The organism is Biostraticola tofi, from assembly GCF_004343195.1.
GTDB lineage: Bacteria > Pseudomonadota > Gammaproteobacteria > Enterobacterales > Enterobacteriaceae > Biostraticola > Biostraticola tofi.
In genome coordinates, this window is sequence record NZ_SMCR01000005.1 from 222,638 (window position 1) to 248,286 (window position 25,649).

The following is a 25,649-nucleotide window of genomic DNA, read 5'->3' on the forward strand; positions in this document are numbered from 1 at the left end:
GAGTCGATAATGAAAATAACCAATGTGCAGTGTTTTCCGCTGAAGATAAAACCGAAAGAGATTTATCTGGGCGGCCAGGCGGATGATGATCAGGATGATTATTATTACCGGCCGGAATACCGCTGTGTCTATTCTCGCAAGATGGAAACCTGCCTGGTAAAAATTAGCTGTGATAATGGTCAGGTCGGCTGGGGAGAAGCGCTGGCGCCAGTGGTACCGCAGGTGGTGGCAGAGATCATCACCCATCTTTTCGTGCCTTTGCTGATAGGGCAAAACCCCTTCAACAGCCAGGTGCTGAATGCCCGCATGTACGATTCCATGCGCGACCGGGGGCATACTGCCGGCTATCACCTGGATGCGCTGGCGGCGGTGGACATTGCCTTATGGGACCTGAAAGGCCGAATACTGGATCTGCCGGTGTATCAATTGCTGGGAGGCAATTTTCGCGACGATATTCCCTGTTATGTTTCAGGTTTGCCCAGGCCGACCCTTGAGGCTCGCTGCGAACTTGCCCGTGAATGGCAGGGGAAGGGCTTTAATGCGGTCAAGCTGGCGCTGGGTTATGGCGTCAGCGAAGATTTGGCAAACGTGCACGCTATCCGCGATATTTTGGGACCTGATGCGCAGATCTTCCTGGATGCCCACTGGAACTACAGCCTGAGTGAAGCGGCAGAGCTGGCGGCCGGACTGCAACAGGCAAAAGTGCGTTTTCTTGAGGCTCCATTACTGCCTGAGGACGTGGCGGGCCATGCCGTGTTGCGACAGAAGACCGCGGTGGCGATTGCGCTGGGCGAAACCGAGCGCTCCCGCTATCAGTTCCGTCCGTTTATCGAACAGCAGGCGGTCGATATCCTGCAGCCGGACGTTGGCCGTACCGGTATCACCGAACTGATGCATATCGCCTCACTGGCTGAAACCTGGAACCTGAAGGTTGCCCCGCATCTCAGTGTCGGCCTGGGACCCTGTATTGCTGCGTCCATTCATGTCGCCGCCGCGTTACCCAATTTTTTTATGCTGGAGTTTCAGCCACCGGTTTTCGAGGTGGCCAACAGCCTGCTGCGCAGTCCGTTAGTCTGCGAACAGGGCCGCTACCGGCTTCCCGTCAATGCCGGATTGGGTATTGAAATTGACGAACAATGCGTTCTTGAACATATCTGGAGTGATGCATGATGTTAAAAGGCAATGTTCCCATACTCGCCACCGCATTTGACCTGCAGGGCAATGTGGATCTCGAGTCCATCCGTAAACTGGTGCATTTTCTCCTCGAGCAGGGCATTGATGGGCTGGCGCTGTTTGGCAATGCTTCTGAGGGCTATGCACTGACTGGCCAGGAAAAAGCCGCTATTTTCAGGGCAGTGAAAGAGATAAGCGGCAGCCTGCCGCTGGTGGCGGCGGCCGGTGGCGCATCGAGCCGCGTCGCGATTGAAGATATCCGGCAAATCAGCGCCTGGGGCGCGAACGTGGCGATGGTCAATCCGCCGTCGGTGGTCAAGCCTGGGCCAGATGAAATCTATCGCTTTTTCGACGATATCAGCGTCGCTTGTGATATCGACATCATGATTCAGGATGCGCCGCTGATGACCGGCGTCAATATGCCGGTGCCAACGCTGGTCAAGCTGTGCCAGGCATTTGACAACATCAAGTACATCAAAGTTGAGCAACCGCCCACCACGCTTAAAATCACCCAGCTGAAACAGGCGCTGGGCGACAGTATCGGCCTGTTTGGCGGCCTGAACGGCGGGTTCCTGTTCGAGGAGTTGTCTCGGGGCATCATCGGCACCATGCCTGCCTGTGAATTCCCGGATGTGATTAATGCGGTGCTCAGCGCCTGGCCGGAGGATAGCGAAAAAGCCAGATCGCTATTTTATCGCTACCTACCGTTTCTACGCTATGGCGTCCAGCCGGGACTGGGGGTGGCCATTCATAAAGAGGTCCTTCATCAGGCCGGGATATTTGCCACTGCCGTGGTGAGAATGCCGGCCAAAACGCTTGATGACGTGACCCGGCGAGAATTGCGCGGCATTACCGACGCGTTACCGCTGGCGATACTGGGTCGGAAGAGTGAATTCGCATAGCTGCCGCTCATATTATCGCGGTGGTCGACTTGATCAGCTGCCGCTCATATTATCGCGGTGGTCGAATTGATCAGCTGCCGCTCATATTATCGCGGTGGTCGAATTGATCAGCTGCCGCCGATATTATAGTGTTGGCCAAAATATTCAGCTGCCGCCGATTTTTTTGGCCGCAGAGATCAGGAATGTTTTCAGTTTTTCCATCTCCAGCGCTTCCCCGCTCAAGTTAGACAGCGCCATAGCCGCCTGCATGCCCGGAAGGGTGCAGGCCATGCGATATTCGCCCTCTGCCCAGCTTTTGATAAAAACCTGATGGCGGCGGGCCGCTTCTATATCGGCCTTTAGCAAGTTCCAGTCGTGAATACCTAACAGAGCGATAATTTCTTCATCACTTTTGGTTGCCAATAGCTTAATGCCGATAATGGATTCAGTGACCGGCACTGAGTCATAATTGCCGATGGCCCGTGCAATGCTTTCACCTTTGCGAGTATGAATGAGGTAGACCACATTTTTTCCGCTCAGTACGCCTATCACAATAGAGATGCTGTGGTTGCCAATCTCCTCAAGCGTATCGATAACCGCTTTATAAAAAGCCGAATTATGAATCGCATGGGCCGAGAAACGATGCATGCCCAGCCCCAACTGGTATTTACGCTTTTCGTTGCGTTGCACCATTTCAAGCGCCAGCAGCGTTTGCATCAGACGCGTCACCTTGGCGGAGTCCAGCATCAGCTGTCTGCCCATTTCGCGTATTCCCATTGGCCGGTTTTCCGCCGCCAGTAAATTGAGGCAGCGGAAAGCGTCGTAAACAGAACGGTTAAGCATGGCGCGCCTTAAATGAATTAGACTGGCCATTATGTCACGCCGGTTGTTCCGGGTTAAGGCCAGGGATTATCCAATGTGATCAAGATAGATTAACTTGAACACTGCCTTGCCTGCCGGTGATACCAGTTGCGGATCCTCCGGATAAACCGGCAGCAAAGGGAAAAAGACAGCCTGCCCTATAATGCTCCGCCGATCGCCCGCGACAGGGCTCAGCCCCCATAGGTTCTGATAGGTCAGCGGTACCCGTTTCCCTTGCCATTCAGCGTTGCCGATATATAGCATCACATGTCCTTTGATATAAATTAACGTCGTAAAAGGTTTGCCAAATTTCATTAAATAGTTTAGTCGCTCATCTAGAGAATAATGACTCAGGTCTATGCTGTGGCCGCTCATCGCCTGATCAGCGGAGTTTCTGGGCAGGAATAGGCCAAAAGGCAACATGAGGTTTCTTATTTCGGCCGAGCAATCGTTGTAACCGTAAAGATTACCCCAGCCATAAGGGACTCCCTGCATATGCCGCATAATGGTCGACATGTTTTCCGGTGTCGCGGCGACGGGAACTCTCTGCAGGCTATTGTCAGGCAACGGCAGGTGGCGGATAACGGCATCGCCATTAGCAGCCGCGACTGGCAGCAAGACGCGTTCTTGGCCGCTGACCACCGTTAACGGCAAAAGCGTTCCGGTGCGGGCGGTAAAGATAAAGGTCCCCTTTTTATCGATAAAAACGGTCTCATTGTTGGTCACACCCACCATCTGTCTTTTTGCGGCCAAGGTCCATCGCCGGATGAAGTCCGGACTGGCTTTGGCAAGGTCTTCACGCTTTACCCAGCCGATGACCGAGGATGAAATGACCAAGCTCCAAGACTGGTCTTTCGTCCGGCCAGCAATATACACCGGTTCAGCGGGATGCAAAGCCGAGTCCTGCAGCATATCAAAAGGATAGCCTTGACCCGCTTTCCTGGCATCAGCAAAAGCAGGGCTGTCGACCGGAAGAAACCTGACCAAAGTTTCCCTAAGGGTGATGGCCCGTGAGGCGGCGGAATAGGTTACGTCCACCGGCACTGAAGCCCGGAACTGCATCCGCTTTTGCCAGTCTGGGGACAGAGGTCGGAAATTTTCGCCAAAATAAATCTTATCGGGCTGGGTAAATTTCTTTGTGAAATGAGAGAGGCGCTGCTGAACTGTGCCATTGGGGCCTAACACAGACTGGATATAGTGTCGATTCCAGGGTGAGACATCGGTCGGATTATCGCCAAAATATCGGCTGAGCAGAAGATGATAAGCGTTATTTTGCTGCCTTTTAGTTATAAAAGGAACGCGGTAATTTTTTGATTCAGGTGCAATCCAGCTATTAGCATGCTGCGGGTAATGGGCGATAGGGAATAGGCTTTTAGTGTTATCGAGGGTGACAATGCTTGCTGATGCTGATGCTGATGCTGATGCTGATGCTGATGCTGATGCTGATGCTGATGCTGATGCTGATGTTGATGCTGAATAGGAGGCTGTGCTATTTCCAGTAGGGGGCACATTTGAACAGCCGGTCATAATTATCGGAAATAATAAAAAAGAGGTAAAAATATTGGAATGCATGTTAATTCCTTTTAAATAGAGTTCGCTACTGTTTTTCATTACAACACTAGCATATTCATCGGCGGTCAGTTCAGAAATACCATTAATATTTTACAATGAGAGGTGTTAGTGGGTGAATTTATCAAAACCATCATCAATAAGGAATCATTTACATCGTTTGGCATGGGATGTTAAGCATTAAGCATTAAGCATTAAGCATTAAGCATTAAGCATTAAGCATTAAGTATTAAGTATTAGATATTAGATATTAGATATTAGATATTAGGTATTAGGTATTAGGTATTAGGTATTAGGTATTAGGTATTAGGTATTAGGTATTAGGTATTAGGTATTAGGTATTAGGTATTAGGTATTGAATTTTAATCGACATCCTTGGGAAAGTATTCTGTATGCATTCTTTCGAAGGAAAAGAGATAAAAATACGGGCGTAATCGGACTTTTATTGACCTCGATTGTTACCCGCCTGCGCCCATCATCGATGCTACTCGCGCCGGGCCTGGCCTGGCCCGGTAACGGCAGGGCACTGCGGTAACCCTGTGGCCATCATCGCCGAACGACCGCCGGTAGGGGGCAAAATCAGCCTATTGCGTCTATGCTTGATTTCTGATCCCTCATTAAGGAGATGCGCATGAGTTTTTCCCCTATCAAGCCCGAACAGGCCAAAACAGATCGTCAGGTTGAAGCTTTCCTTAAAGAATTAAACTCTGCTGACGCGCCGCCGGTTGAATCGCTGCCGCCGGAACAAGCCCGCCAGGTGCTGACCAATGCCCAGAAATCGGTTGAAATCGATTTGAGCGGCGTGGAAGAGTCGGAGCAGATCATTTCCGTTGATGGCCAGTCTCTTAGCCTTAATATCGTCAGGCCGGTAGGGCAGGCTTCCAAGCCATTGCCGGCATTCATGTTTTTCCATGGTGGTGGTTGGGTGTTGGGCGATTACTTTACTCACCGGCGGCTGGTACGCGATCTGGTGGTCGCCAGCGGCGCCGTCGGCATTTTCGTCAACTATACGCCTTCGCCGGAAGCGCAATACCCGGTAGCCATCAATCAGGCTTACGGCGCTACCCGCTGGGTCGCTGAGCATGGGGCGACTATAGCCATCGATGGTTCAAGGCTGGCGGTAGCCGGCAACAGCGTCGGCGGCAATATGGCGACCGTGGTCGCGCTGATGGCTAAGGAGCAGGGTACGCCCTCGTTGGCGCTGCAACTGCTACTGTGGCCGGTAACCGATGCCAACTTTGATACCGAGTCTTACCAGCAGTATCCCGAAGGCTACTTCCTGACCAAAGGCATGATGGAGTGGTTCTGGGATAACTACACCACCGATGCGGCCCAGCGCCGTGAAATCACCGCCTCGCCGTTACAGGCGTTGCCTGAACAACTGGCAGGCTTACCGCCGGCGCTGGTACAAGTGGCCGAATATGATGTCCTGAGGGATGAAGGCATTGCCTATGCCCGCAAGCTGAATGAAGCCGGGGTCGATACAACACTGGTCAGCTATCATGGGCTGATCCATGACTATGGGCTGCTCAATCCTTTGCAGCACGTGCCTGGCGTGCAAAGCGCCATTGGCCATGCGGCGGCTGAATTGAAAAAATTCCTGTTCGGCTAACGCTCTGATAAACCAGGGCAGGCGAACCCCGCGCCTGCCCTTTAACGCTGCGGGCAGGCCGCCGCCGTGCGATTGCATACGGTAACTGCCAATGCATTCATATGATAAATGATCAAAGGGTGATATTTCGTTATACTCATTAACTTAATGTTCACCAGGCATCTTCGTCATGTTTGCCGTCCTGATTGCAAGAGTGTAGCGCCCATGTCCGGAAACCCTGCTTCGCCGCCCGCCAGCGGGTGGCGTCTTACGTTAAAAATCCTGTCGGTAGTGGTATTCAATTTCGTCAATTATCTGTCCATCGGCCTGCCGTTGGCGGTGCTGCCCGGTTATGTACATGAGCATTTGGGCTACAGCGCATTCTGGGCCGGCCTGGTCATCAGCCTGCAATACCTGGCTACGCTCACCAGCCGGCCTTGGGCGGGGCGTTATGCCGATCGGGTCGGGCCCAAGCGGATTGTGGTGCTGGGCCTTATCGGCTGCCTGCTGAGCGGCATTTTTTATCTGCTTTCAGTGTGGACCGAAGCCTGGCCGGTCTGCACGCTGGTGCTATTGTGCGCCGGGCGAGTGATCCTCGGCATCGGGCAGAGCTTTGTCGGTACCGGTGCGACCCTCTGGGGCGTAGGCATGGTGGGATCGCTGCATATCGGTCGGGTGATATCCTGGAATGGCGTGGCCAGCTATGGGGCGCTGGCGATTGGCGCGCCGCTCGGCGTTTGGCTAAGCGGGATCGGCGGATTGAGCCTGCTGTCAGGGGTTATCATCGCCATCTGTTTTCTGGCGATGCTGTCGGCGCAGATCAAGCCTAAAGTCAAAACCGCCACCGGCAAGCAACTGTCGTTCAAGGCGGTGGTCGGCAAAATCTGGCGTTATGGACTGGTGCTGGCTTTGGCATCGGGCGGTTTTGGCGTGATTGCCACTTTTATCACCCTGTTTTATAACGAAAAAGGCTGGAGTGGCGCCGCCTTTGCGCTGACACTGTTCAGTGCGGCGTTTGTCTGTACCCGCCTGTTGTTCCCCAATAGCATCAATCGCTATGGCGGACTGCGGGTGGCGCTAGTGTGTTTTACCGTGGAAATGATCGGTCTGCTGATGGTGTGGCAGTCGGCTCTGCCGTTGATGGCGGAACTGGGAGCGATGCTGACCGGAGCCGGTTTCTCTCTGGTGTTCCCGGCACTGGGGGTGGTGGCGATGAAAGAAGTGCCGCCGCAAAATCAGGGTAGCGCCCTGGCCACGTTTACCGCCTTTATGGACTTGTCGCTGGGAGTAGTTGGGCCGCTGGCAGGCGTATTGATGACCTACGCCGGCGTGTCTTCCATCTATCTGGCGGCCGCTCTGCTGCTGCTGCTGGCGATGGCAATGACACTGGGACTCAGGCGTCGGGTATTAAGGAATATGGCCTCTGACCAGAGCCAATAAGCGGTGTTGAAGGGATGTTACCGGGCAGGAGTGGCTGCTTACTCTATCTCGATCTCGGGCTGTCGCCGGGGCTGCGGGGCTGTCGCCGAGATTGCCGGACCGCCGCCGGGATTGCCGGGTTCTCGCCGGGGCTGTAGCCCGGTTTCACGACTGTCGCCGGGGTCAGGCCTGGACCCCGGCGCCGCATGGTGAAGGGGAAACTTTACTTGATGTTCACCGTGTTGATGATGGTTTCAGCCGCTGATTGGGCGGTTTGCTGATTGTCCGCGGGCAGGGTTATCTGCATGGTCAGCAGGTGCTCCGCTACTTTGCCGATAACCACCGATGAATAGGCCTGCTTGCCGCCGCTGGAAATAATGCTGTCCAACTGCTGGAGAGGTTGGCCATTGGCGGTAATGGCTTTGTTGGTAATGACCTGCAGATCAGGATCTCGGGCCCGTTGCTGATCTTCCAATCGCTGTGCCAGGACGTCCAGTCCTTCGGTCGTATTGTCGCCCAGAATGACAATCACCGCTTTGCGGCCTGACTCATCAGCGTAGACATGCATATTATTGGCTTGCGTTCCCACTTTACCGCTTTGATCCGCCATGTCGGCAGGCAGCGAGAAAGCCAGTTTGCCATCCAGCAGGGTGACATTCTGCGTGGCCTGCGCCGCGCCGGACGTGTTGCCGCTGCCTTTACTGTCGCTATTGTCACAACCCGCCAGACCGAGAACCAGCATACCGATACCCAAATACTTAGCTACATTACGCATAGGCTTCCTTAATTACTCCATCATATTCAACCGGCTTGCGGTCATGAAATCCTGAGGGCACACAGGATACGCCACCGCATTCGTCCCCGCCCGACACTGGACCGTCAGTTTTTCCTGTGCGCCATTTCCCTCAAACAATAGCACCATCCCGACGGGGTCGCGTATGTTTAGCTCCAGGCTGTGATATGGACAGGCAAGTTGCCGCCGTCAACAGTTCAGGCAACAGCGCAAAGCCGTTGCCTGTGTCGCTGCGGTAAAGCATAGCGGATTCGTCCAATTAACTCAGCCGGAGAAATCCGCTATTGCCGCCAGTGCTGATACGCTTAAGCATGAAATTGAGCAACATGCCGTACAGAGGTAAAAAGAAAATGAGACTTATCATCAATTTAAAGCTGTAATCCACCAGCGCTATCTCCATCCAGTGGGCTGCCATAAAAGGATCCGGGCTGTGGTAAAAAGCGATAAAGAAGAACGCCAGCGTGTCGCTGATATTGCCGAACAGGGTGGAAACCGTGGGCGCGACCCACCAGCGATGTCCGCGGCGCAATCGGTTGAAGACGTGTACGTCCAGAATCTGGCCCAGGGCATACGCCATAAAGCTGGCGCAGGCGATACGGGCGACGAACAGATTGAACACGGTGAGGGCGGCGAACCCCTGCCACTGTCCCTGGTAAAATAATGACGAGATAATGTAAGACACCAACAGAGCCGGCACCATCACCGTCAGAATAATCCGTCGGGCTAGTTGCGCGCCGAAAATACGCACTGTCAGATCGGTCGCCAGGAATATAAACGGAAAGCTGAAGGCGCCCCAGGTGGTTTTCAGGCCGAAGACCAGTAGCGGCAGCTGCACCAGGTAGTTACTGGAGGTAATGATAATGACGTGAAACAGTGCCAGCCATAGCAGCGCATATCGCCGCTGGCGGGGAGTTAAATCAAACATAATGTGCCTTTTTAGTGAATGGGGTGAGGGAACCCAGGATTTTTTTGCTGGTTTTTTCGACCGCGGCGCGCATCATACGCGTTTAGCCGCTATTTGCAAACAACGTCGAGTGTAGCGCGAATCGGCGATGGTTTGCACTCGCCTCTCGCTCGGGTAAACTGGCCAGGTGTTTTCTATGACTGGAAATGTTATGTCAGATGTATTTACAGGCGCGGATAACCAGCTGGATGCCCGTGGCCTGCGTTGCCCGGAGCCAGTGATGATGGTGCGTAAAACTATCCGTGCAATGCAGGATGGCCAGACGCTGTTGATTCTGGCCGATGATCCGGCGACTACCCGAGATATCCCCGGATTCTGCCGCTATATGGATCATACCCTGCTGGCCCATGATACCGATGGCCTTCCCTATCGTTACCTGCTGCGTAAGGGTACCTAAAGCTCGGCGTCTGCCCCCTTTCACAGATAGAGCGAACGCACAATGATAAAGTGCCCGGCAAAATAGCAGGCGGCGGTTATAGCGCGCGACGCGTGGAAGGGATATCGATAGTGGCTGATAAGCCAACTGATGGCGGCAAGCAGCAGTAGCGAGCTGCCCGTCAGCAGTGAAAAACTGTAGTCGGTGCTGCGCATGAAATAGTGTTCGCCGGCTATCCATACCATCAGCAGCGTCATGCCGATATAGGTGCACACCGGCCAGCGCAGTTCTTCCAGCCGCGACCAGAGGACGCCGATAAGCGCCGCGCCAATCAACAGCAGCACCAGCGGCAGCGGCCAGAACACCGAAAGCGTCATCTGGGTGGCGAAACCGATGGTATAAAGCAGATGGCACAAGAAAAAGGCGCCGATGGCATACATCAGCCGAGCGGTAGGCAGCAGCAGCAGGGCATCGCCGGCCAGGGTTGCCAGAAGACCCAGCACGACAAGATAACCGGTCGGGGTCAGCACCGGCGCCTGCCAGGCCAGGCCAATCAGCAGCAGTAGGGTGACCGGTTTGAAAAGCCAGCGTTGCCAGACCGGGCCGCGATAAGCAGCGTCGACAAACAGCCATCCGGAAAACAGTACTGCGATAAATGACCAAAGCATGGGCGATCCTTTCATAAATCAAATCTGGTTGGTATTAAGTGTAGGGTTCGATGCCCTCTTCAACAAGAAACGGCCTGGTGATGCGCCGCATCTGGCTTCGTGCTATGTTAGCGCCAGTTTTTTGCCATTGTGAAAGGCTTGTGTGAGTAGGTGGAGAATGTCTGAGTATGAGTAGCGAACAACCCCTGTATCGAATCCAGTTTATCAATAATGGAAAAAATTATCAGTTGTACGTACGTGAATTGAGCCAAAGCGCCATGTTCGGTTTTATTGAAATCGGCGATTTCGTGTTCGACAGCCACAGTACACTACTGGTAGATCCGACCGAAGAAAAGCTAAAGACCGAATTCAGCGGCGTGAACCGCAGCTACATCCCTCTGCAGGCGGTGATCCGCATTGACGTGGTGACTGAAAAGGGAACCTCCAGGATTACAGCGTTGGGTGATAATGTTACGGCCTTCCCCTATCCTGCGGGTAAAAAACCCAACTAACCGCCGGCAGCCTGGCGAAACCGCCTACTGCCTGCCCCGAGGTGGTTTGCGGGCCTGCTGTTTCTTCTGCCAGGCCAGCATTTCAAACACGCCGAATAAAAATACCCGCGTCTGGAAAGCCGTGCTGAGCTTCGGTTCATCCTTGGTCAGGGTAGCCTTGAGCAGGGTAAGCTGCAGGCCGTGCATCATCACCATAAAGATCATCGCCACGTTCATGAAATATTTCAGCGGGCTCGGAAAGGGGTGGATAAGGTTAAACAGCAGGAAGCCCCATACCATCAGCATGACAAGGCGGCCAATATTAATCCCCATGATAGTGCTCCTCTGGCAGGGGGCTGCGGATATAGAGTCGATAGGCAACCTGGCCGGCGGTTTTTTCCCGGTGCAGATGCCAGTGAGGCGGTATCGCCAGGGCGGCATTTTCGGTTTCCGTCTCAAGGTAAATCCAGGCTGACGGCGCCAGGCGATGATGCTGTTCCAACCTGGCGATGGTCTCATCCGTCATACCCTGGCGAAAAGGCGGATCGATAAACACCAGATCATACGCCGGTCCAGGCTGGCCCAGCCACTGCAACGTATCAGCCGTGATGACGCTGCCCTGAGCTGCATTGAGCAGTTGCAGATTCCGCGACAGGGTGGCCGCAACCGCCCGATCGCGTTCAACCAGCGTCACTTCTGCGGCATGGCGGGAAAGCGCTTCCAGTCCCAATGCGCCACTGCCGGCAAAACAGTCCAGGCAGCGGGTGCCCTGAATCATCGGTGCCAGCCAGTTAAACAGGGTTTCGCGAACCCGATCTGTCGTCGGCCGCAAGCCGGGACTGTCCGGTACCGGGAGTTTCCTCCCGCGCCATTGACCGCCGATAATGCGGATCTGTCCTGCCGGGCGGGATGAAGTATTTTTCGCCATAGTGTCGTCTTTAACTTGCCAATGTCATTAAAAAACCAGAATTTCAGGGTCTGGCGGCTATTCTACCGGGGCCGCGGGCTTGGGGAAACGTTAATCGGCAACTGTTTCTTATTGCCGGCCAAGCTTGCCCGCTGCGAGAAATCCTCATCCCGCACGTGTTGCACATCAGCTAAAGTGGTAAACTACCAGGTTTATCAGTCATATTATTAATCCGCCATGGTTTACGGCGAGGAGTGTAGTCGCAAATGGCAAAAGAGAAAAAACGCGGTTTCTTTTCCTGGTTGGGTTTCAACCGTCAGGAAGACGGCCAGAAGCCGGAGGAAGAAGCCCGTAAGGATGGAGAGCAACAGCCTGAACAGGCCCCGCATCCGGATGCGGCGTCACTGCCGGCAGAGGATCGCCGCAAGGATGCCGCTCCCGGCGTTGACGCCGGTAGCGAACCGGACTCCTCCGTCTCGTCTGAAGAGGCCGCTCGTCTGACCTCCGGGGATATTGTCAAAACGACTGAGCAACTGGCTGCCAGCCAGGCTGATGCTGCCCGCAAGCCCGACGCCGAAGAAGCCAAGGGTGCCGTCAGGCGCCGGGTATCACCCAGTTTTACCGATGTTACCGGTCTTGGCGGCGATGCCGACAGCATCGCCAGCGCCGGACAGGCCACCACAAAACCCACGCTGCCGCCGAGCTTTACCCAACTGACCGGCCAACCGGCTCCTGAAGCGCCTGCCATCCCGCCCAGTCCGGAACCGACACCAGAAGCGCCTACCATCCCGGCCAGTCAGGAATCGGCTGCTGACGATGCGGCGACAGCGTCCAGCCAACTGCCTGAGCCGGACAAGATGTTTACTTCAGTCAGCGCTGCCTCAGACGGCGTTGTTGATGTTGATGAACGGGATCTGGCTCAACTGGCGCTGGCAGAGGATGTACGTCCGGATGATGCCGAAGAAGGCGTTCAAAGCGATGAGCCCGCGCAATCAGGGCAGCGTATCGCCGCAGAGGATACCCTCTCGCTGGGACTGACCCCTGAAGGCCTGCTGCCGGCCGATATGCCGGCTACCGAACAGCACCGACCCGCGCGGGAAGGTTTCTTCGCGCGGCTGAAACGGAGCCTGATCAAGACCAGACAAAATCTGGGTTCCGGATTTATCGGATTGTTTCGTGGTAAGAAAATCGACGATGATCTGTTCGAGGAACTTGAAGAACAATTGCTGATTGCCGATGTGGGTGTCGAAACCACGCGCAAGATCATCGACGGACTGATTGAACATGCCGATCGACGCCAGCTAAAAGAGGCTGATGCCCTGTATGGCAAGCTGAAGGAAGAAATGGCGACTATTCTCGCCAAAGTCGATGCGCCTCTGGATGTCAGCGGCAAAAAGCCTTTCGTTATCCTGATGGTTGGTGTGAACGGCGTGGGTAAAACCACCACCATCGGCAAACTGGCCCGCCAGTACCAGGCTGAAGGCAAGACGGTCATGCTGGCGGCGGGGGATACCTTCCGTGCCGCAGCGGTAGAGCAATTGCAGGTATGGGGCCAGCGTAACCAGATTCCGGTGGTGGCTCAGCATACCGGTGCCGATTCCGCCTCGGTGATTTTCGACGCTATCCAGGCCGCCAAGGCGCGCGGCGCAGACGTACTGATTGCCGATACCGCCGGTCGCCTGCAGAATAAAAGCCATCTGATGGAAGAGCTGAAGAAAATCGTCCGGGTAATGAAAAAACTGGATGTGGATGCTCCCCATGAGGTTATGTTGACTCTGGATGCCAGCACCGGCCAGAATGCGGTCAGCCAGGCCAGGCTGTTCAATGAGACGGTAGGCCTGACCGGCATCACCCTGACCAAGCTCGATGGTACCGCCAAGGGCGGGGTGATTTTCTCCATCGCCGATCAGTTCGCTATTCCCATTCGCTATATTGGGGTAGGTGAAGGGATTGAAGATTTGCGGCCGTTTAAAGCGGACGACTTTATTGAGGCACTTTTTGCCCGAGAGGATTAATACGGATGATTCGCTTTGAAAAAGTCAGTAAAGCTTATTTAGGCGGACGACAAGCGCTTCAGGGGGTGGATTTCCATCTCCGTCCGGCCGAGATGGCATTTCTGACCGGCCATTCAGGCGCTGGTAAAAGTACATTGCTGAAACTGATATGCGGTATAGAACGCCCGAGCGCCGGCCATATTCTGTTTGGCGGACATGACGTCAGTCGGCTGAAAAACAGTGAAGTCCCGTTCCTGCGGCGGCAGATCGGCATGATCTTCCAGGATCATCATCTGCTGCTTGACCGCACGGTATACGATAACGTGGCGATGCCGCTGATTATCTCCGGGTCCAGTCCCGAAGACATCCGTCGCAGGGTCAGTGCGGCGCTCGATAAAGTCGGCCTGCTGGATAAAGCGCGCAATTTTCCGGTACAGCTATCCGGTGGCGAGCAGCAACGGGTAGGGATTGCCCGCGCGGTGGTCAATAAACCGGCGGTGCTGCTGGCTGACGAACCGACCGGTAACCTGGATGATGCCTTGTCTGAGGGTATCCTGCGTCTTTTTGAAGAGTTCAACCGTGTTGGCGTTACGGTGTTGATGGCGACCCATGACAGCGGTCTGATTGCCCGGCGGCGTTATCGTATTCTGACACTCAATCAGGGAAGGATGGCCGGGGGAGTCGATGGCGAATAAACTGAATAAACCTAACAGGTCCGGTAAGGCTGCCCGGCCCGGCGGCACCCCGAAAATGGATAAAGCCAAAGCGTTGCGCGGCGGTTGGCGCGAGCAGTGGCGTTACGCCTGGATAAGCGCTCTGGCGGATATGTGGCGTCAGCCGCTGGCCACTTTGCTGACTGTTATGGTCATTGCAATTTCATTAACCTTGCCGAGTTTATGCTATCTGGCATGGAAAAATGTCAGTCAGGCGGCTGACCAGTGGTATCCAACCCCTCAGCTGACGCTGTATCTCGATAAAGCGCTGGACGATAACGCCGCCCAGCAGGTTATCGATGCGCTGAAGCAGGAAGACGGGGTCGACAAGGTCAACTACCTTTCCCGCGACGAGGCGATGGGTGAATTCCGCAACTGGTCAGGCTTTGGCGGCGCGTTGGATATGCTGGAAGAAAACCCGCTGCCGGCGGTTGCCATCATCACGCCGAAGATGAACTTCCAGAGCGCGGATACCCTGAACACTCTTCGTGCTCGGGTGGCTGCCGTTAAAGGTGTGGATGAAGTGCGGATGGACGACAGCTGGTTTGCCCGTCTGGCGGCGCTGACCAACCTGGTCGGTCAGGTTTCGGCAATGATTGGCCTGTTGATGATCGTTGCGGTGTTTCTGGTTATCGGCAACAGCATCCGCTCCAGTATTTTCAGCCGTCGGGATACCATCAACGTCATGAAGTTGATTGGCGCCACTGATGGATTTATTCTACGTCCTTTCCTGAACGGCGGGGCTATGCTGGGGCTTGGCGGCGCGATATTATCGCTGTGTTTATCCGGTGCGCTGATGTGGAAGCTTGAAGCGGTAGTGACCAGCGTCGCCTCGGTTTTCGGCACCGTATTTGTCCTGAGAGGCCTCAGCTGGGACGAAGCGCTGCTGCTGCTGCTGGTAGCGGCCATGATCGGTTGGATCGCGGCATGGCTGGCGACGGTACAACATTTACGTCGCTTTACACCTCAGTAACACAAAATTTGATATACTGTTCGCAGAGATATAATGACCGTAGGTATCGAACTAACCTTCGCTGATTCGGTCTTATTATCTGCTGTTTGATTTGGATGACCCATCCCTGATGACGGGCTTTTTGATTAGATGGCAATAGTGAATTTATCGAGAGGTCTTGAATGAACAAAGATATGCAAGTTTTGGCTTTGGTCCCCCAAGGCAGCCTGGAAGGGTATATCCGGGCAGCTAACGTCTATCCGATGCTCACGGCGGAGGAAGAGCGGGCACTGGCTGAAAGGCTGCATTATCAGGGCGACCTGGAAGCAGCTAAGCAGCTGATCCTGTCGCATCTGCGCTTTGTTGTTCACGTCGCGCGTAATTACTCGGGTTATGGCCTGCCGCAGGCGGATCTGATCCAGGAAGGCAATATCGGCCTGATGAAAGCGGTACGCCGCTTCAATCCGGAAGTCGGCGTCCGCCTGGTGTCGTTCGCCGTGCATTGGATCAAGGCTGAAATCCATGAATACGTTCTGCGTAACTGGCGTATCGTCAAGGTCGCCACCACCAAAGCTCAGCGTAAGCTGTTCTTTAACCTGCGTAAAAGCAAACAGCGTCTGGGGTGGTTTAATCAGGATGAAGTGGAAATGGTCGCCCGTGAACTGGGTGTGACCAGCAAAGACGTTCGCGAAATGGAATCACGTATGTCCGCTCAGGACATGACCTTCGACCCGACCCCGGATGAAGAAACCCGTGACGGCCAAGCGATGGCGCCGATGCTTTATCTGCAGGATAAATCTTCCGACTTTGCCGATGGCATTGAAGAGGACAACTGGGACAGCCATGCGGCAGACAAACTGACGGTGGCCCTGGAAGGACTGGATGAGCGCAGCCAGCATATCATTCGGGCCCGCTGGCTGGACGATGACAGTAAATGCACTCTGCAGGAATTAGCCGATCAGTATGGCGTCTCGGCAGAGCGTGTCCGTCAGTTGGAAAAAAATGCCATGAAAAAGATGCGTCTGGCGATAGAAGCGTAACCTTTTCAACCACTCTTACCGGCAGCTCGGCTATATTGGCTGTCGGTAAGGGCTTTTTCGTCGTCCGCAACACACTTTTCTGGTACGTCTGTGCAGTCATTTGCGCATTCAGCTGCACTGATCTCCCGGCCTACCTGCGCAGTCATCTTTCACCACCATTCAGCCTTGTTTTGCCATGGCTGCGCACTTATTATGCTAAGCCTGCGCCATGAACGGCTTAACGCCGCTTGTGCCAGCCGTCGGGCTCCTCTGAAAAACCGCATGCCGACATAAAACCCGCCATCGCTGCCGGATCCTCCAGAGGCTGGGTTTTACTCAACCACCAGTGATTAATTTCAGGCATCAGCCGCTGGGCCTCATTGATGAGATAAAGCCCGACCCCCCGGCGACGAGTAACCGAACGCACTAAAGGCGCCACCAGCCTGCCTTCCCCCCACTCATTATCAATAATCACCTGCACCGCGCCCAACAGGCGGTCATTGAACCGCGCGGCAAATACCGCATGGGATCCGGAAATTTTCTGCGCCAGCGACGGGATATCGGCCTCAGGCCAGATCTTGGCGAGATCCAGCGAGTCCTGATCGGTGAAGGTGAAGAGCTGTTCAATAGTCAAATTCATGGGGTTTCACACTTAAGGACGTTAAATGACGACGTCTGGCGTCCAATGCGGGCCGCGGCGCGTCAGGTGCACTGAAGCAGTCAAAATATTACGCCATTGTTGATTATGCAGACATACATCTGGCCGATGACACTAAACTAGCACGACCCACTATCTTATAGTGAAATTTCGTCTAACGTCAGGTGATTTTTATTTACCCGGCATTAAGAAAGCCAGATCCGTAGGGCGGGGAAAGTAGCCGGTTGGTCATCTGAGTGTCATTTGACTGTTATTATTCTGTCATGCGCGCATGTCATGTTACAGGCCGATGAATCTGATAAAGGGTCAGGAGACAGGCATGTTTAACCCGTTAATTCGTAAGGTATATCTGGGTATTTCATTGGCAATGGTCATCAGTACCAGCGCCCATGCGGTTACAGAGATTGCGTTCTGGCATTCCATGGAAGGTGAGCTGGGTACGGAAGTAAACTCCCTTGCCACACGCTTCAATCAGTCCCAGCAGCAATACCGCATTGTGCCCTCTTATAAGGGCAATTATGAGCAGGGCCTGGCGGCCGGTATTGCCGCTTACCGCTCTGGGAATGCCCCAGCCATCCTGCAGGTTTATGAAGTCGGTACCGCCACCATGATGGCGAGCAATGCGTTTAAGCCGGTGTATCAAGTATTTGAACAGGCCGGCATCAAACATGACGAAGCCGCTTTCGTGCCGACGGTAGCCGGTTATTACAGCGACAGCAAGACCGGTCATCTGCTGTCCCAACCGTTCAACAGTTCCACCCCGGTACTCTATTACAATAAAGATGCTTTTCAAAAGGCCGGACTGGACAGTACCGAAGCGCCAACAACCTGGCAGCAACTGGCCGAGGCGGCAGCAAAATTACGCGCGGCCGGCATGACCTGCGGTTATTCCAGCGGTTGGCAAGGCTGGATCCAACTGGAGAACTTCAGCGCCTGGCATGCTTTGCCGGTGGCCACCCAGGACAATGGATTTGCCGGCACCGAGGCGCGGTTGTTGTTTAATAAGCCGTTGCAGGTCAAGCATATCCAACTGTTGGCTGACATGAATAAAAAGGGCGATTTTAGCTATTATGGCCGAAAAGATGAGCCTACCGAAAAATTTTATAATGGCGAATGCGGGATGATCACTGCCTCATCCGCCTCTTTGGCTAATATCCGCCAACATGCCAAATTCAACTTTGGCGTCGGCATGATGCCTTATGACCGAGATGTCAAAGACGCTCCGCAAAACGCCATCATCGGCGGCGCATCGTTGTGGGTTTTAAAGGGCCGGGACGATGCGACTTATAAAGGGGTGGCGGAATTTATGCAATTCCTGGCCAAACCGGAGTACGCGGCCGAATGGCACCAGAAAACCGGCTATCTTCCCATCACCACCGCTGGCTATGAATTGACCAAATCGCAGGGCTTCTATAGCCAGAATCCCGGCACTGATATCGCCACCCGGCAAATGCTCAACAAGCCGCCATTGTCGTTTACCAAAGGCATGCGACTGGGCAATATGCAACAAATCCGCGCGGTGGTGGATGAGGAGCTTGAGCGTGTCTGGACCGGCAAAGCCACGCCGCAACAGGCGCTTGATAATGCGGTCAAACGTGGCGATCTGCTGCTGGAACGTTTTAGTCAATCTATTCGCTGAATCCGGCTTATTGTTACCGCCCGGCGCAGCTGCGCCGGCGGAATTTTTGCTGCTACACGGACTGCTTCCCCATGTCTCTTACTGTTCATCGCGGTTTTAACCAGCGCTGGCTGGCCTACCTGCTGGTGCTGCCGCAATTGCTGATTACCGCTGTATTCTTCCTCTGGCCGGCGGGAAAAGCGCTTTGGTACTCAGTGCAAAGCGTTGATCCCTTCGGGGGTATCGGCGTTTTTGTCGGTCTGGAAAACTTCAGTCGCCTGCTGGAGGATGAGTATTATCTTGAATCCTTCAGTACCACCCTGATATTCAGCGGTCTGGTGACCGTTATCGGTCTGGTGGTATCGCTGTTTCTGGCGGCGATGGTCGATCGGGTAATACATGCCAGGCGGTTTTACCAAACCATGCTGCTGCTGCCTTACGCCGTCGCGCCGGCAGTGGCCGCCGTGCTGTGGATGTTCCTGTTCAGCCCGGGCCTGGGATTGGTCAGTTACTGGCTTAATCAGCTCGGCTATGGCTGGAATCATGCGGTCAGCAGTGGTCAGGCGATGACGCTGGTGGTGCTTATCTCGGTATGGAAACAGGTAAGCTATAACTTCTTGTTTTTCCTGGCGGCGCTGCAATCAATTCCCCGATCATTGATCGAGGCGGCAGCAATTGACGGCGCCGGCCCGCTACGGCGCTTTTTCAATCTGGTGCTGCCGTTGATATCGCCGGTCAGCTTCTTCCTGCTGGTGGTTAACCTGGTCTACGCCTTTTTTGACACTTTCCCGGTTATCGATGCCACTACCGGCGGCGGCCCGGTGCAGGCCACTACCACGCTGATTTATAAAATTTATCGGGAAGGTTTTACCGGCCTCGATCTTGCCAGCTCCGCCGCTCAGTCGGTGGTATTGATGCTGTTGGTGATCGTCCTGACAATTATCCAGTTCCGCTTTGTCGAGCGTAAGGTCAGGTATCAGTGATAGAACACCGTAGAGGGCTGGATATTTTTTGCCATATCATGCTGATAGCCGGTATGGCGGTCATTTTGCTGCCGTTGTACGCCTCACTGGTAGCGGCGACGATGGATAAACAGCAAATTCAGCAGGTTCCCCTGAGCCTGGTGCCCGGTAGCCATCTGTTGGAAAACCTGAGTTATATCTGGCGGCAGGGGGTCGGCAGTCAGGCGGTACCCTTTGGCAGATTGCTGCTCAATAGCTTTATCATGGCGCTGGGCATCACTGTCGGCAAAATCAGCGTATCGCTGTTGTCCGCCTATGCCATCGTCTATTTTCGCTTTCCCCTGCGAAACCTGTTCTTTTGGCTGATTTTCATGACACTGATGCTGCCGGTTGAGGTGCGAATTTTTCCGACCGTGGATGTGATAGCCAGTCTGGACCTGCTCAATAGCTATACCGGACTGACCCTGCCGCTGATGGCCTCAGCGACCGCCACCTTCCTGTTCCGCCAGTTCTTTATGACCATACCTCATGAATTACTGGAGGCGGCAAGGATCGACGGTGCCGGTCCGGTACGCTTTTTGCGTGACATTTTGCTGCCGCTGTCGAAGACCAATCTGGCGGCGCTGTTTGTCATCACCTTTATCTACGGTTGGAACCAGTATCTATGGCCGATCCTTATCGTTGACGCGCCGGCGATGGGCACCGCGGTGGCCGGGATCAAGGGCATGATTGCCAGCGGCGATGGGGTGACGCAATGGCACCATGTCATGGCGGCGATGCTGGTGACAATGGTGCCGCCGGTAGCGGTGGTATTAATGATGCAGCGCTGGTTTGTGCGCGGCCTGGTTGACAGTGAGAAATAATATATGGCTACCCTGACTCTGCAGTCGGTTGTAAAACGCTATGATGATAAAGCAACGATTATTGCCCCACTGAACCTGGAAGTGGCTGATGGCGAGTTCATTGTGCTGGTTGGCCCTTCTGGCTGCGGTAAATCTACCCTGCTGCGGATGGTCGCCGGCCTGGAAAACGTCAGCAGCGGCGATATCTATATCGATGGCCAGCGTGTGACCCAGCGTGAACCCAAAGATCGCGGCATCGCCATGGTATTCCAGAATTATGCGCTGTATCCGCATATGACCGTTTGGGACAATATGGCGTATGGCCTGAAAATCCGCGGTTTCAGCAAAGCTCATATCCGCCAGCGGGTAGAAGATGTCGCCATGATGCTTGAACTCGATGAGCTGCTGATGCGCAAACCCCGGGAGCTCTCCGGCGGCCAGCGCCAGCGGGTGGCGATGGGGCGGGCACTGGTGCGCGAACCGCAGGTATTCCTGTTTGATGAACCGCTCTCCAACCTGGATGCAAAACTGCGCACCCAGATGCGTTTTGAACTGCAATTACTGCATCGCCGGCTTAAAACCACCAGCCTGTACGTGACTCATGACCAGGTGGAAGCCATGACGCTGGCAGAACGTGTTATCGTGATGAATAAAGGCCACGTTGAACAGATCGGCACCCCGACTGAAATCTATCGGCGACCGGCTACCCTGTTCGTGGCCGGATTCATGGGCTCGCCGGCGATGAACCTGATGTCGGGCAGCATCAGTCAGGCCGGCGATCATTTCATGGTGACCGGCGGACCGGCGATACCTCTGCCGCCTGCTGCAGCGCAATGGCGCGGCCGAGAGTTGACCGCAGGCATTCGTCCGGAGCATATTGACTGTTCGTCCGTCCTTACGACAGGCTCTCTGCTGGAGGTGCTTACCCTTGAGCAACTGGGTGCGGATAACCTGGTGCATGGCCGCTGGGGCGACCAGCGTGTGGTGGTGAGGCTGGGTCACGATGACCGACCGGCGCCTGGGGCGACGCTCGCTCTGTCTATTAAGCCAGATGCATGGCATTTCTTTGATCCGCACAGCGGAAAAAGGGTGGAATTATGACAAGCTATTGGCCTTATCCGACCATCGTCGCCCACCGAGGCGGCGGTTCTCTCGCCCCGGAAAATACGCTGGGGGCAATCGATACCGGCGCCAGGCACGGACATAAAATGATAGAAGTCGATGCCAAACTGTCGGCGGACGGGCAGATATTTCTATTACATGACGATACCCTGGAACGCACCAGCAACGGCCAGGGGATTGCCGGGCAATGGTCCTGGGAATCGCTGTCGGCGCTCGATGCCGGCCTGTGGTTCAACGAGGCATTTCGCGGCGAATCCCTGCCGCTGCTCAGTGAGGTGGCCGCGCGCTGTTCGCGCCACAACCTGGCGATAAACATTGAAATCAAGCCCACGCCCGGCACTGAAACCGAAACCGGGAGGGCGGTGGCTCAGGCGGCCAGCCTGCTATGGCAGGAAAGCGCCCTGGCGCCGTTGCTGTCCTCTTTTTCCATCGATGCGCTCGAAGCGGCGCGCCAGGCGGCGCCTGAGCTGCCGCGCGGTCTGCTGCTCGATGAATGGCGCGATGACTGGCTTGAGCTGGCCGGGCGTCTTGAGTGCCAGGCTTTGCACCTCAATCATGAACTGCTGACCGAGCAGCGGGTGGGCGAGATAATCGACGCGGGACTGCATATCCTGGCCTATACGGTCGACAGTCCCTACCGAGGCCGTGCCTTGCTGAGCTGGGGAGTTGACTCGCTTTGTACTGACCGGATAGATTTGATCGGTGCTGATTTCGCAGAGAATTAATCCGGCGCACCCGGTTGTCCGGTTACACCGGCATGTGAGGTAAGCACGCTTTTTTTCAGATAAGGAGATCTATGTCCGTTTTTGCTGCTTCTCTCTGGAACCAGATAACGCTGTCGCTGCCGCTGTTTGTGCTGATCATTCTCGGCTATTGCCTGGTGCGTATCGGCAAGTGGCCTGCGTCAATCACCGATGGCCTGACGCGTTTTGTTTTCTCCCTGGCGCTGCCGGCGATGCTGTTCCGTCTGATGAGCGGCTTTGCCTCAGGACCGGCGGTCGATACTCGCCTGCTGATTGCCTTTTTCGGCAGTTGCCTGCTGGTCTTTATCGCCGGCAGACTCATCGCCCGTTACTGCTTCAAACTGGATGGCGTCTCCGGATCGGTGTTTGCCCTTTCAGGTATCTTTTCCAACAATGTCATGCTGGGCGTGCCGTTGGCGACGCTGATGCTGGGCGAAGAATCGATACCCGCGGTTGCGCTGGTGCTGATGTTCAACGGACTTATTCTCTGGACCCTGGTGACGGTATCGGTAGAGTGGGCGCGTAATGGCTCACCGTCGATGCAGGGGTTTGTCAGTACCGCCATCGGCGTGGTCAAAAACCCGCTGATTATCGGCATTCTGTCAGGGGTGATATTCAGCTTTCTGCACCTGCCGCTACCGGAATTTATTGATAAGCCATTGGATATGTTGGGCGATGTAGCCGCGCCGCTGGCGTTGATTACGCTCGGCATGGGGCTGGCTGAATACCATATTGGCGAAGACTGGCAAATCAGCGTGGCCATCTGTGTGCTGAAACTTCTGGTCCAGCCACTGGCGGTGTGGGGACTGGCGGTGATGCTCGGCCTGCCGGATATGGAAACCCGGGCCGTCGTGCTGCTGGGTTCGATGGCGGTCGGTATCAATGTCTATCTTATGTCCAGGCAATTCAACGCCCTGGGTAACGCCACCGCCGCCAGCCTGGTGATGTCGACGGCGCTGGCGGCCATTACCACCCCCGTCATCCTGGCATTGATGGGGGTCGGAATCTAGTTCTGCAATTGAGTTCACATTTCACTGCTAAAACCGATGACGCCCTCTTTTTTCGTGCTAGATTGTCCCGGTGAATCTCAGCAAGTCATTAAATTAAAAGATAATTACGGGTTCCTCTGATTACTGGAGGGGTTTGCATTTTGTTGCGCTTTCTGGCGATCTTTTTCTATGCGAGATTGCAACTGATTGCGTTGCTGGCTGCTTTGCAGCGCACGCTGTGATTCCATTCTGGTTTTTTGCTGCTGCTGCTGGTTTTGCATCTGGTTGTTGAGCTGCTGCTGTGCCCGATTCGGCTCCTGGGCTGCTCTCTGCTGTGCAGGAGGAATCGCGGGTCTGTTGGTGGCCATCACGCCGGCAGGTGCCGAGACCAGCGCGGCAATGAGCCAGAGTAGGGTAGGTGATTTCATGCATCTCTCCTGCAGGTGGTGGGTTCATGAAGCTATCAGCTTGTGCCGCAACGCCAGAAACGCGGTATTTACCGACTGCCGCTTTCTGTGTTCGTCATTCAACCCACCTTTAATTTTTATAAATTATAATATATCTAATAATTTTAAGGGAAATTGATGCCTGTTATTTCTCCTGCACAACACCTGCTGGCCCAACTCCTGCTGCTGAGTAGCATTTTCCTGTCGCCGATGGCAAATGCTGCGGTTGCACCACCCCTGACCTACGGTGCGGATATGGATATCCATCATCCGGTAACCGCACGTCACGGGATGGTGTCATCAGTAGATGAAACCGCCACCCGAACCGGACTTGATATTTTACGCCAGGGAGGCAATGCGGTGGATGCGGCGGTGGCCGTCGGCTATGCGCTGGCGGTGACCCATCCCCAGGCCGGCAATCTGGGCGGCGGCGGGTTTATGCTGCTGCGCACCCATCGCGGTGACACCGTGGCGATTGATTTTCGTGAAACCGCGCCGGCGAGGGCCACGCGTGACATGTTCATCGGCGCCGATGGCAATGCCGACAGTAAACGTTCTCTGATAAGTCCGCTGGCCTCAGGCACGCCGGGCACCGTCGCCGGGCTGTCGCTGGCTCGGGATCGTTACGGCTCAATGCCGCTGGATAAATTGATTCAGCCTGCCATCCGGCTGGCGAAAGAAGGCATCGTCGTCAATAAGGCGCTGGCAGGCGATCTGGCCTCCTATGGCCGTGAAGCGCTGATTAATCATGCCAACAGCAAAGCGGTTTTTTTCAAAGCCGACGGAGAGCCCTATACTGAGGGCGAGCGCCTGCGCCAGCCCGCGCTGGCAAAGAGCCTGGAGTTGATTGCCGCCCAAGGGCCTGCGGCCTTTTACCGGGGATCGATAGCCACGCAGATCGCCGGCGAGATGAAAAAGCAGGGCGGACTGATTTCACTTGATGACCTGAAAAATTATAGCGCCAAGCTGCGTCAGCCGGTCTCAGGCAGCTACCGCGGCTACCAGATTTTTTCCATGCCGCCACCCTCCTCCGGTGGCATCCACATTATTGAAATCCTCAATATCCTGGAAAATTTCACGCTGTCAGACATGGGGGCCGGTAGCGCCGATGCCATCCATGTGATGTCTGAAGCGATGAAATTTGCCTATGCCGATCGCGCCGAATATCTGGGCGATCCTGATTTCGTCAAGGTCCCGGGCACTGCGTTAACCAGCAAGGCCTACGCCAAGACATTGGCAGAGCGTATCGACATCCAGCGGGCCAACCCGTCCGCCACTATCAAACCAGGACAGCTGCAGCCGTACGAGAGCGCAGAGACCACCCATTTCTCGGTGGTCGATAAAGAGGGCAATGCAGTGGCGGTAACCTATACCCTCAACACTAATTTTGGCAGCGGTATCATGGCCGGCAGCTCCGGCATCCTGCTGAATAATGAGATGGATGATTTTGCCGCCAAGCCCGGGGCGGCCAATATTTTTGGCCTGACCGGCGGGGATGCCAATGCGGTTCAGGCCAACAAGCGCCCGCTATCCTCGATGTCGCCGACCATCATCGTCAGGGACGGCAAAGTCTGGCTGGTCACCGGCACCCCGGGCGGCAGCAGGATCATCACCTCGGTGCTGCAGCTGATCGTCAATATGATTGATTTCAAAATGAACGTCGCCGAAGCGACCGAAGCGCCGCGGTTCCATCAGCAGTGGACGCCGGATGAACTGCGGGTTGAACAGGGCTTCAGTCCGGACACGCTGAAGCTGCTGGCGCAAAAGGGGCAGTATGTGGCGGTCAAACCAGTGATGGGCAGCCTGCAAAGCATTGCCGTCATGCCGGATGGCAGCCTGGCAGGCGCATCGGATCCCAGGGTGACCCATGCCTTGACGGCCGGATATTGACATAACAGCCTATCAAACGGTTTATTTTC

General features: G+C 55.0%; 26 protein-coding genes. 17 read left to right on the forward strand and 9 right to left on the reverse strand.

All coding sequences use genetic code 11. The features are described 5' to 3' along the window. The first annotated feature begins 9 nt into the window (after positions 1-9). Both EDC52_RS12740 and EDC52_RS12745 read left to right on the forward strand, forming a co-directional pair. On the forward strand, positions 10-1,170 hold the full coding sequence (locus EDC52_RS12740; protein ID WP_131865711.1) for a mandelate racemase/muconate lactonizing enzyme family protein: 1,161 nt from the start codon (positions 10-12) through the stop codon (positions 1,168-1,170). Continuing rightward, the gene (locus EDC52_RS12745; protein WP_230468034.1) at positions 1,167-2,075 is read left to right on the forward strand and encodes a dihydrodipicolinate synthase family protein; all 909 of its coding nucleotides are present in this window, start codon (positions 1,167-1,169) and stop codon (positions 2,073-2,075) included. The genes EDC52_RS12740 and EDC52_RS12745 overlap by 4 nt, the downstream gene beginning before the upstream one ends. A 144-nt stretch (positions 2,076-2,219) precedes the next feature. Here the strand turns inward: EDC52_RS12745 and EDC52_RS12750 are convergent, their stop codons facing one another. Both EDC52_RS12750 and EDC52_RS12755 read right to left on the reverse strand, forming a co-directional pair. Further along, a complete protein-coding gene (locus EDC52_RS12750) occupies positions 2,220-2,897 on the reverse strand; it encodes a helix-turn-helix domain-containing protein (RefSeq protein WP_131865712.1) in 678 nt (225 codons plus the stop codon). Positions 2,898-2,963: 66 nt separating this feature from the next. Next, positions 2,964-4,526 (reverse strand): SH3 domain-containing protein, encoded by a 1,563-nt coding sequence (locus EDC52_RS12755; protein WP_131865713.1) that lies wholly within the window; start codon positions 4,524-4,526, stop codon positions 2,964-2,966. A 589-nt stretch (positions 4,527-5,115) separates the two neighbouring features. On the opposite strand from EDC52_RS12755, the gene EDC52_RS12760 reads away from it, so the two are divergent. Then, complete coding sequence (locus tag EDC52_RS12760) at positions 5,116-6,096, forward strand: alpha/beta hydrolase (protein ID WP_131865714.1); 981 nt, start codon at positions 5,116-5,118, stop codon at positions 6,094-6,096. A 204-nt stretch (positions 6,097-6,300) separates the two neighbouring features. Further along, positions 6,301-7,515 (forward strand): MFS transporter, encoded by a 1,215-nt coding sequence (locus EDC52_RS12765; RefSeq protein WP_131865715.1) that lies wholly within the window; start codon positions 6,301-6,303, stop codon positions 7,513-7,515. 202 nt (positions 7,516-7,717) lie between these two features. Here EDC52_RS12765 and EDC52_RS12770 read toward each other — a convergent pair whose 3' ends face one another. Together EDC52_RS12770 and EDC52_RS12775 are read right to left on the reverse strand one after the other, a co-directional pair. After that, positions 7,718-8,269, reverse strand: coding sequence for a DcrB family lipoprotein (locus EDC52_RS12770; RefSeq protein WP_131865716.1), 552 nt, complete (start codon positions 8,267-8,269; stop codon positions 7,718-7,720). Between the two features lie 277 nt (positions 8,270-8,546). Next, positions 8,547-9,212, reverse strand: a complete 666-nt coding sequence (locus EDC52_RS12775) for a 7-cyano-7-deazaguanine/7-aminomethyl-7-deazaguanine transporter (RefSeq protein WP_131865717.1) — start codon at positions 9,210-9,212, stop codon at positions 8,547-8,549. Positions 9,213-9,402: 190 nt separating this feature from the next. Here EDC52_RS12775 and tusA point away from each other — a divergent pair, with 190 nt between their 5' ends. Then, complete coding sequence (gene tusA / locus EDC52_RS12780; protein WP_131865718.1) at positions 9,403-9,648, forward strand: sulfurtransferase TusA; 246 nt, start codon at positions 9,403-9,405, stop codon at positions 9,646-9,648. A gap of 20 nt (positions 9,649-9,668) precedes the next feature. Here tusA and EDC52_RS12785 read toward each other — a convergent pair whose 3' ends face one another. Then, entirely contained in the window at positions 9,669-10,295 is a 627-nt protein-coding gene (locus tag EDC52_RS12785) for a lysoplasmalogenase (RefSeq protein WP_131865719.1), read from the reverse strand. Positions 10,296-10,462: 167 nt separating this feature from the next. On the opposite strand from EDC52_RS12785, the gene EDC52_RS12790 reads away from it, so the two are divergent. Further along, positions 10,463-10,786 (forward strand): DUF1820 family protein, encoded by a 324-nt coding sequence (locus EDC52_RS12790; protein ID WP_131865720.1) that lies wholly within the window; start codon positions 10,463-10,465, stop codon positions 10,784-10,786. 24 nt (positions 10,787-10,810) lie between these two features. Here the strand turns inward: EDC52_RS12790 and EDC52_RS12795 are convergent, their stop codons facing one another. Both EDC52_RS12795 and rsmD read right to left on the reverse strand, forming a co-directional pair. Beyond that, the gene (locus tag EDC52_RS12795) at positions 10,811-11,098 is read right to left on the reverse strand and encodes a DUF1145 family protein (protein ID WP_131865721.1); all 288 of its coding nucleotides are present in this window, start codon (positions 11,096-11,098) and stop codon (positions 10,811-10,813) included. After that, positions 11,088-11,693: a 16S rRNA (guanine(966)-N(2))-methyltransferase gene (gene rsmD / locus EDC52_RS12800; protein ID WP_131865722.1), complete on the reverse strand. Its 606-nt coding sequence runs from the start codon at positions 11,691-11,693 to the stop codon at positions 11,088-11,090. The genes EDC52_RS12795 and rsmD overlap by 11 nt, the downstream gene beginning before the upstream one ends. A 245-nt stretch (positions 11,694-11,938) precedes the next feature. On the opposite strand from rsmD, the gene ftsY reads away from it, so the two are divergent. From ftsY to rpoH, 4 genes are all read left to right on the forward strand, one after another. After that, a complete protein-coding gene (gene ftsY / locus EDC52_RS12805; protein ID WP_131865723.1) occupies positions 11,939-13,687 on the forward strand; it encodes a signal recognition particle-docking protein FtsY in 1,749 nt (582 codons plus the stop codon). A gap of 5 nt (positions 13,688-13,692) precedes the next feature. Then, positions 13,693-14,361: a cell division ATP-binding protein FtsE gene (ftsE, locus tag EDC52_RS12810; RefSeq protein ID WP_131865724.1), complete on the forward strand. Its 669-nt coding sequence runs from the start codon at positions 13,693-13,695 to the stop codon at positions 14,359-14,361. A 55-nt stretch (positions 14,362-14,416) separates the two neighbouring features. Further along, positions 14,417-15,352: a permease-like cell division protein FtsX gene (gene ftsX / locus EDC52_RS12815; protein ID WP_230468039.1), complete on the forward strand. Its 936-nt coding sequence runs from the start codon at positions 14,417-14,419 to the stop codon at positions 15,350-15,352. A 161-nt stretch (positions 15,353-15,513) separates the two neighbouring features. Continuing rightward, positions 15,514-16,371, forward strand: coding sequence for an RNA polymerase sigma factor RpoH (gene rpoH, locus EDC52_RS12820; RefSeq protein WP_131865726.1), 858 nt, complete (start codon positions 15,514-15,516; stop codon positions 16,369-16,371). Positions 16,372-16,588: 217 nt separating this feature from the next. Here the strand turns inward: rpoH and panM are convergent, their stop codons facing one another. Next, positions 16,589-16,990, reverse strand: a complete 402-nt coding sequence (gene panM, locus EDC52_RS12825) for an aspartate 1-decarboxylase autocleavage activator PanM (RefSeq protein ID WP_131865727.1) — start codon at positions 16,988-16,990, stop codon at positions 16,589-16,591. 337 nt (positions 16,991-17,327) lie between these two features. Between panM and ugpB the strand changes: the two genes are divergently transcribed. The 6 genes from ugpB to EDC52_RS12855 all read left to right on the forward strand — a co-directional run bounded on the left by ugpB (position 17,328) and on the right by EDC52_RS12855 (position 23,305). Continuing rightward, positions 17,328-18,647 (forward strand): sn-glycerol-3-phosphate ABC transporter substrate-binding protein UgpB, encoded by a 1,320-nt coding sequence (ugpB, locus tag EDC52_RS12830; protein WP_131865728.1) that lies wholly within the window; start codon positions 17,328-17,330, stop codon positions 18,645-18,647. Between the two features lie 71 nt (positions 18,648-18,718). Then, positions 18,719-19,609, forward strand: coding sequence for a sn-glycerol-3-phosphate ABC transporter permease UgpA (gene ugpA, locus EDC52_RS12835; RefSeq protein WP_131865729.1), 891 nt, complete (start codon positions 18,719-18,721; stop codon positions 19,607-19,609). After that, positions 19,606-20,451, forward strand: coding sequence for a sn-glycerol-3-phosphate ABC transporter permease UgpE (ugpE, locus tag EDC52_RS12840; protein WP_131865730.1), 846 nt, complete (start codon positions 19,606-19,608; stop codon positions 20,449-20,451). Before ugpA ends, ugpE begins: the two co-directional genes overlap by 4 nt. Before the next feature lie 3 nt (positions 20,452-20,454). Beyond that, on the forward strand, positions 20,455-21,531 hold the full coding sequence (locus EDC52_RS12845; protein WP_131865731.1) for a sn-glycerol-3-phosphate import ATP-binding protein UgpC: 1,077 nt from the start codon (positions 20,455-20,457) through the stop codon (positions 21,529-21,531). Beyond that, positions 21,528-22,277, forward strand: coding sequence for a glycerophosphodiester phosphodiesterase (gene ugpQ, locus EDC52_RS12850; RefSeq protein ID WP_131865732.1), 750 nt, complete (start codon positions 21,528-21,530; stop codon positions 22,275-22,277). The genes EDC52_RS12845 and ugpQ overlap by 4 nt, the downstream gene beginning before the upstream one ends. Before the next feature lie 71 nt (positions 22,278-22,348). After that, on the forward strand, positions 22,349-23,305 hold the full coding sequence (locus tag EDC52_RS12855) for an AEC family transporter (RefSeq protein WP_131865733.1): 957 nt from the start codon (positions 22,349-22,351) through the stop codon (positions 23,303-23,305). Between the two features lie 104 nt (positions 23,306-23,409). Here the strand turns inward: EDC52_RS12855 and EDC52_RS12860 are convergent, their stop codons facing one another. Beyond that, positions 23,410-23,712 (reverse strand): DUF2756 domain-containing protein, encoded by a 303-nt coding sequence (locus EDC52_RS12860; protein WP_131865734.1) that lies wholly within the window; start codon positions 23,710-23,712, stop codon positions 23,410-23,412. 156 nt (positions 23,713-23,868) lie between these two features. Between EDC52_RS12860 and ggt the strand changes: the two genes are divergently transcribed. Then, on the forward strand, positions 23,869-25,620 hold the full coding sequence (gene ggt / locus EDC52_RS12865; RefSeq protein WP_131865735.1) for a gamma-glutamyltransferase: 1,752 nt from the start codon (positions 23,869-23,871) through the stop codon (positions 25,618-25,620). Positions 25,621-25,649: the final 29 nt, after the last annotated feature.

Bases quoted from the DNA above. Each gene is read 5' to 3' on its own strand.
- EDC52_RS12740 (WP_131865711.1), top strand. From the start codon at position 10: ATGAAAATAACCAATGTGCAGTGTTTTCCGCTGAAGATAAAACCGAAA.
- EDC52_RS12745 (WP_230468034.1), top strand. From the start codon at position 1,167: ATGATGTTAAAAGGCAATGTTCCCATACTCGCCACCGCATTTGACCTG.
- EDC52_RS12750 (WP_131865712.1), bottom strand. From the start codon at position 2,897: ATGCTTAACCGTTCTGTTTACGACGCTTTCCGCTGCCTCAATTTACTG.
- EDC52_RS12755 (WP_131865713.1), bottom strand. From the start codon at position 4,526: ATGAAAAACAGTAGCGAACTCTATTTAAAAGGAATTAACATGCATTCC.
- EDC52_RS12760 (WP_131865714.1), top strand. From the start codon at position 5,116: ATGAGTTTTTCCCCTATCAAGCCCGAACAGGCCAAAACAGATCGTCAG.
- EDC52_RS12765 (WP_131865715.1), top strand. From the start codon at position 6,301: ATGTCCGGAAACCCTGCTTCGCCGCCCGCCAGCGGGTGGCGTCTTACG.
- EDC52_RS12770 (WP_131865716.1), bottom strand. From the start codon at position 8,269: ATGCGTAATGTAGCTAAGTATTTGGGTATCGGTATGCTGGTTCTCGGT.
- EDC52_RS12775 (WP_131865717.1), bottom strand. From the start codon at position 9,212: ATGTTTGATTTAACTCCCCGCCAGCGGCGATATGCGCTGCTATGGCTG.
- tusA (WP_131865718.1), top strand. From the start codon at position 9,403: ATGTCAGATGTATTTACAGGCGCGGATAACCAGCTGGATGCCCGTGGC.
- EDC52_RS12785 (WP_131865719.1), bottom strand. From the start codon at position 10,295: ATGCTTTGGTCATTTATCGCAGTACTGTTTTCCGGATGGCTGTTTGTC.
- EDC52_RS12790 (WP_131865720.1), top strand. From the start codon at position 10,463: ATGAGTAGCGAACAACCCCTGTATCGAATCCAGTTTATCAATAATGGA.
- EDC52_RS12795 (WP_131865721.1), bottom strand. From the start codon at position 11,098: ATGGGGATTAATATTGGCCGCCTTGTCATGCTGATGGTATGGGGCTTC.
- rsmD (WP_131865722.1), bottom strand. From the start codon at position 11,693: ATGGCGAAAAATACTTCATCCCGCCCGGCAGGACAGATCCGCATTATC.
- ftsY (WP_131865723.1), top strand. From the start codon at position 11,939: ATGGCAAAAGAGAAAAAACGCGGTTTCTTTTCCTGGTTGGGTTTCAAC.
- ftsE (WP_131865724.1), top strand. From the start codon at position 13,693: ATGATTCGCTTTGAAAAAGTCAGTAAAGCTTATTTAGGCGGACGACAA.
- ftsX (WP_230468039.1), top strand. From the start codon at position 14,417: ATGGATAAAGCCAAAGCGTTGCGCGGCGGTTGGCGCGAGCAGTGGCGT.
- rpoH (WP_131865726.1), top strand. From the start codon at position 15,514: ATGAACAAAGATATGCAAGTTTTGGCTTTGGTCCCCCAAGGCAGCCTG.
- panM (WP_131865727.1), bottom strand. From the start codon at position 16,990: ATGAATTTGACTATTGAACAGCTCTTCACCTTCACCGATCAGGACTCG.
- ugpB (WP_131865728.1), top strand. From the start codon at position 17,328: ATGTTTAACCCGTTAATTCGTAAGGTATATCTGGGTATTTCATTGGCA.
- ugpA (WP_131865729.1), top strand. From the start codon at position 18,719: ATGTCTCTTACTGTTCATCGCGGTTTTAACCAGCGCTGGCTGGCCTAC.
- EDC52_RS12845 (WP_131865731.1), top strand. From the start codon at position 20,455: ATGGCTACCCTGACTCTGCAGTCGGTTGTAAAACGCTATGATGATAAA.
- ugpQ (WP_131865732.1), top strand. From the start codon at position 21,528: ATGACAAGCTATTGGCCTTATCCGACCATCGTCGCCCACCGAGGCGGC.
- EDC52_RS12855 (WP_131865733.1), top strand. From the start codon at position 22,349: ATGTCCGTTTTTGCTGCTTCTCTCTGGAACCAGATAACGCTGTCGCTG.
- EDC52_RS12860 (WP_131865734.1), bottom strand. From the start codon at position 23,712: ATGAAATCACCTACCCTACTCTGGCTCATTGCCGCGCTGGTCTCGGCA.
- ggt (WP_131865735.1), top strand. From the start codon at position 23,869: ATGCCTGTTATTTCTCCTGCACAACACCTGCTGGCCCAACTCCTGCTG.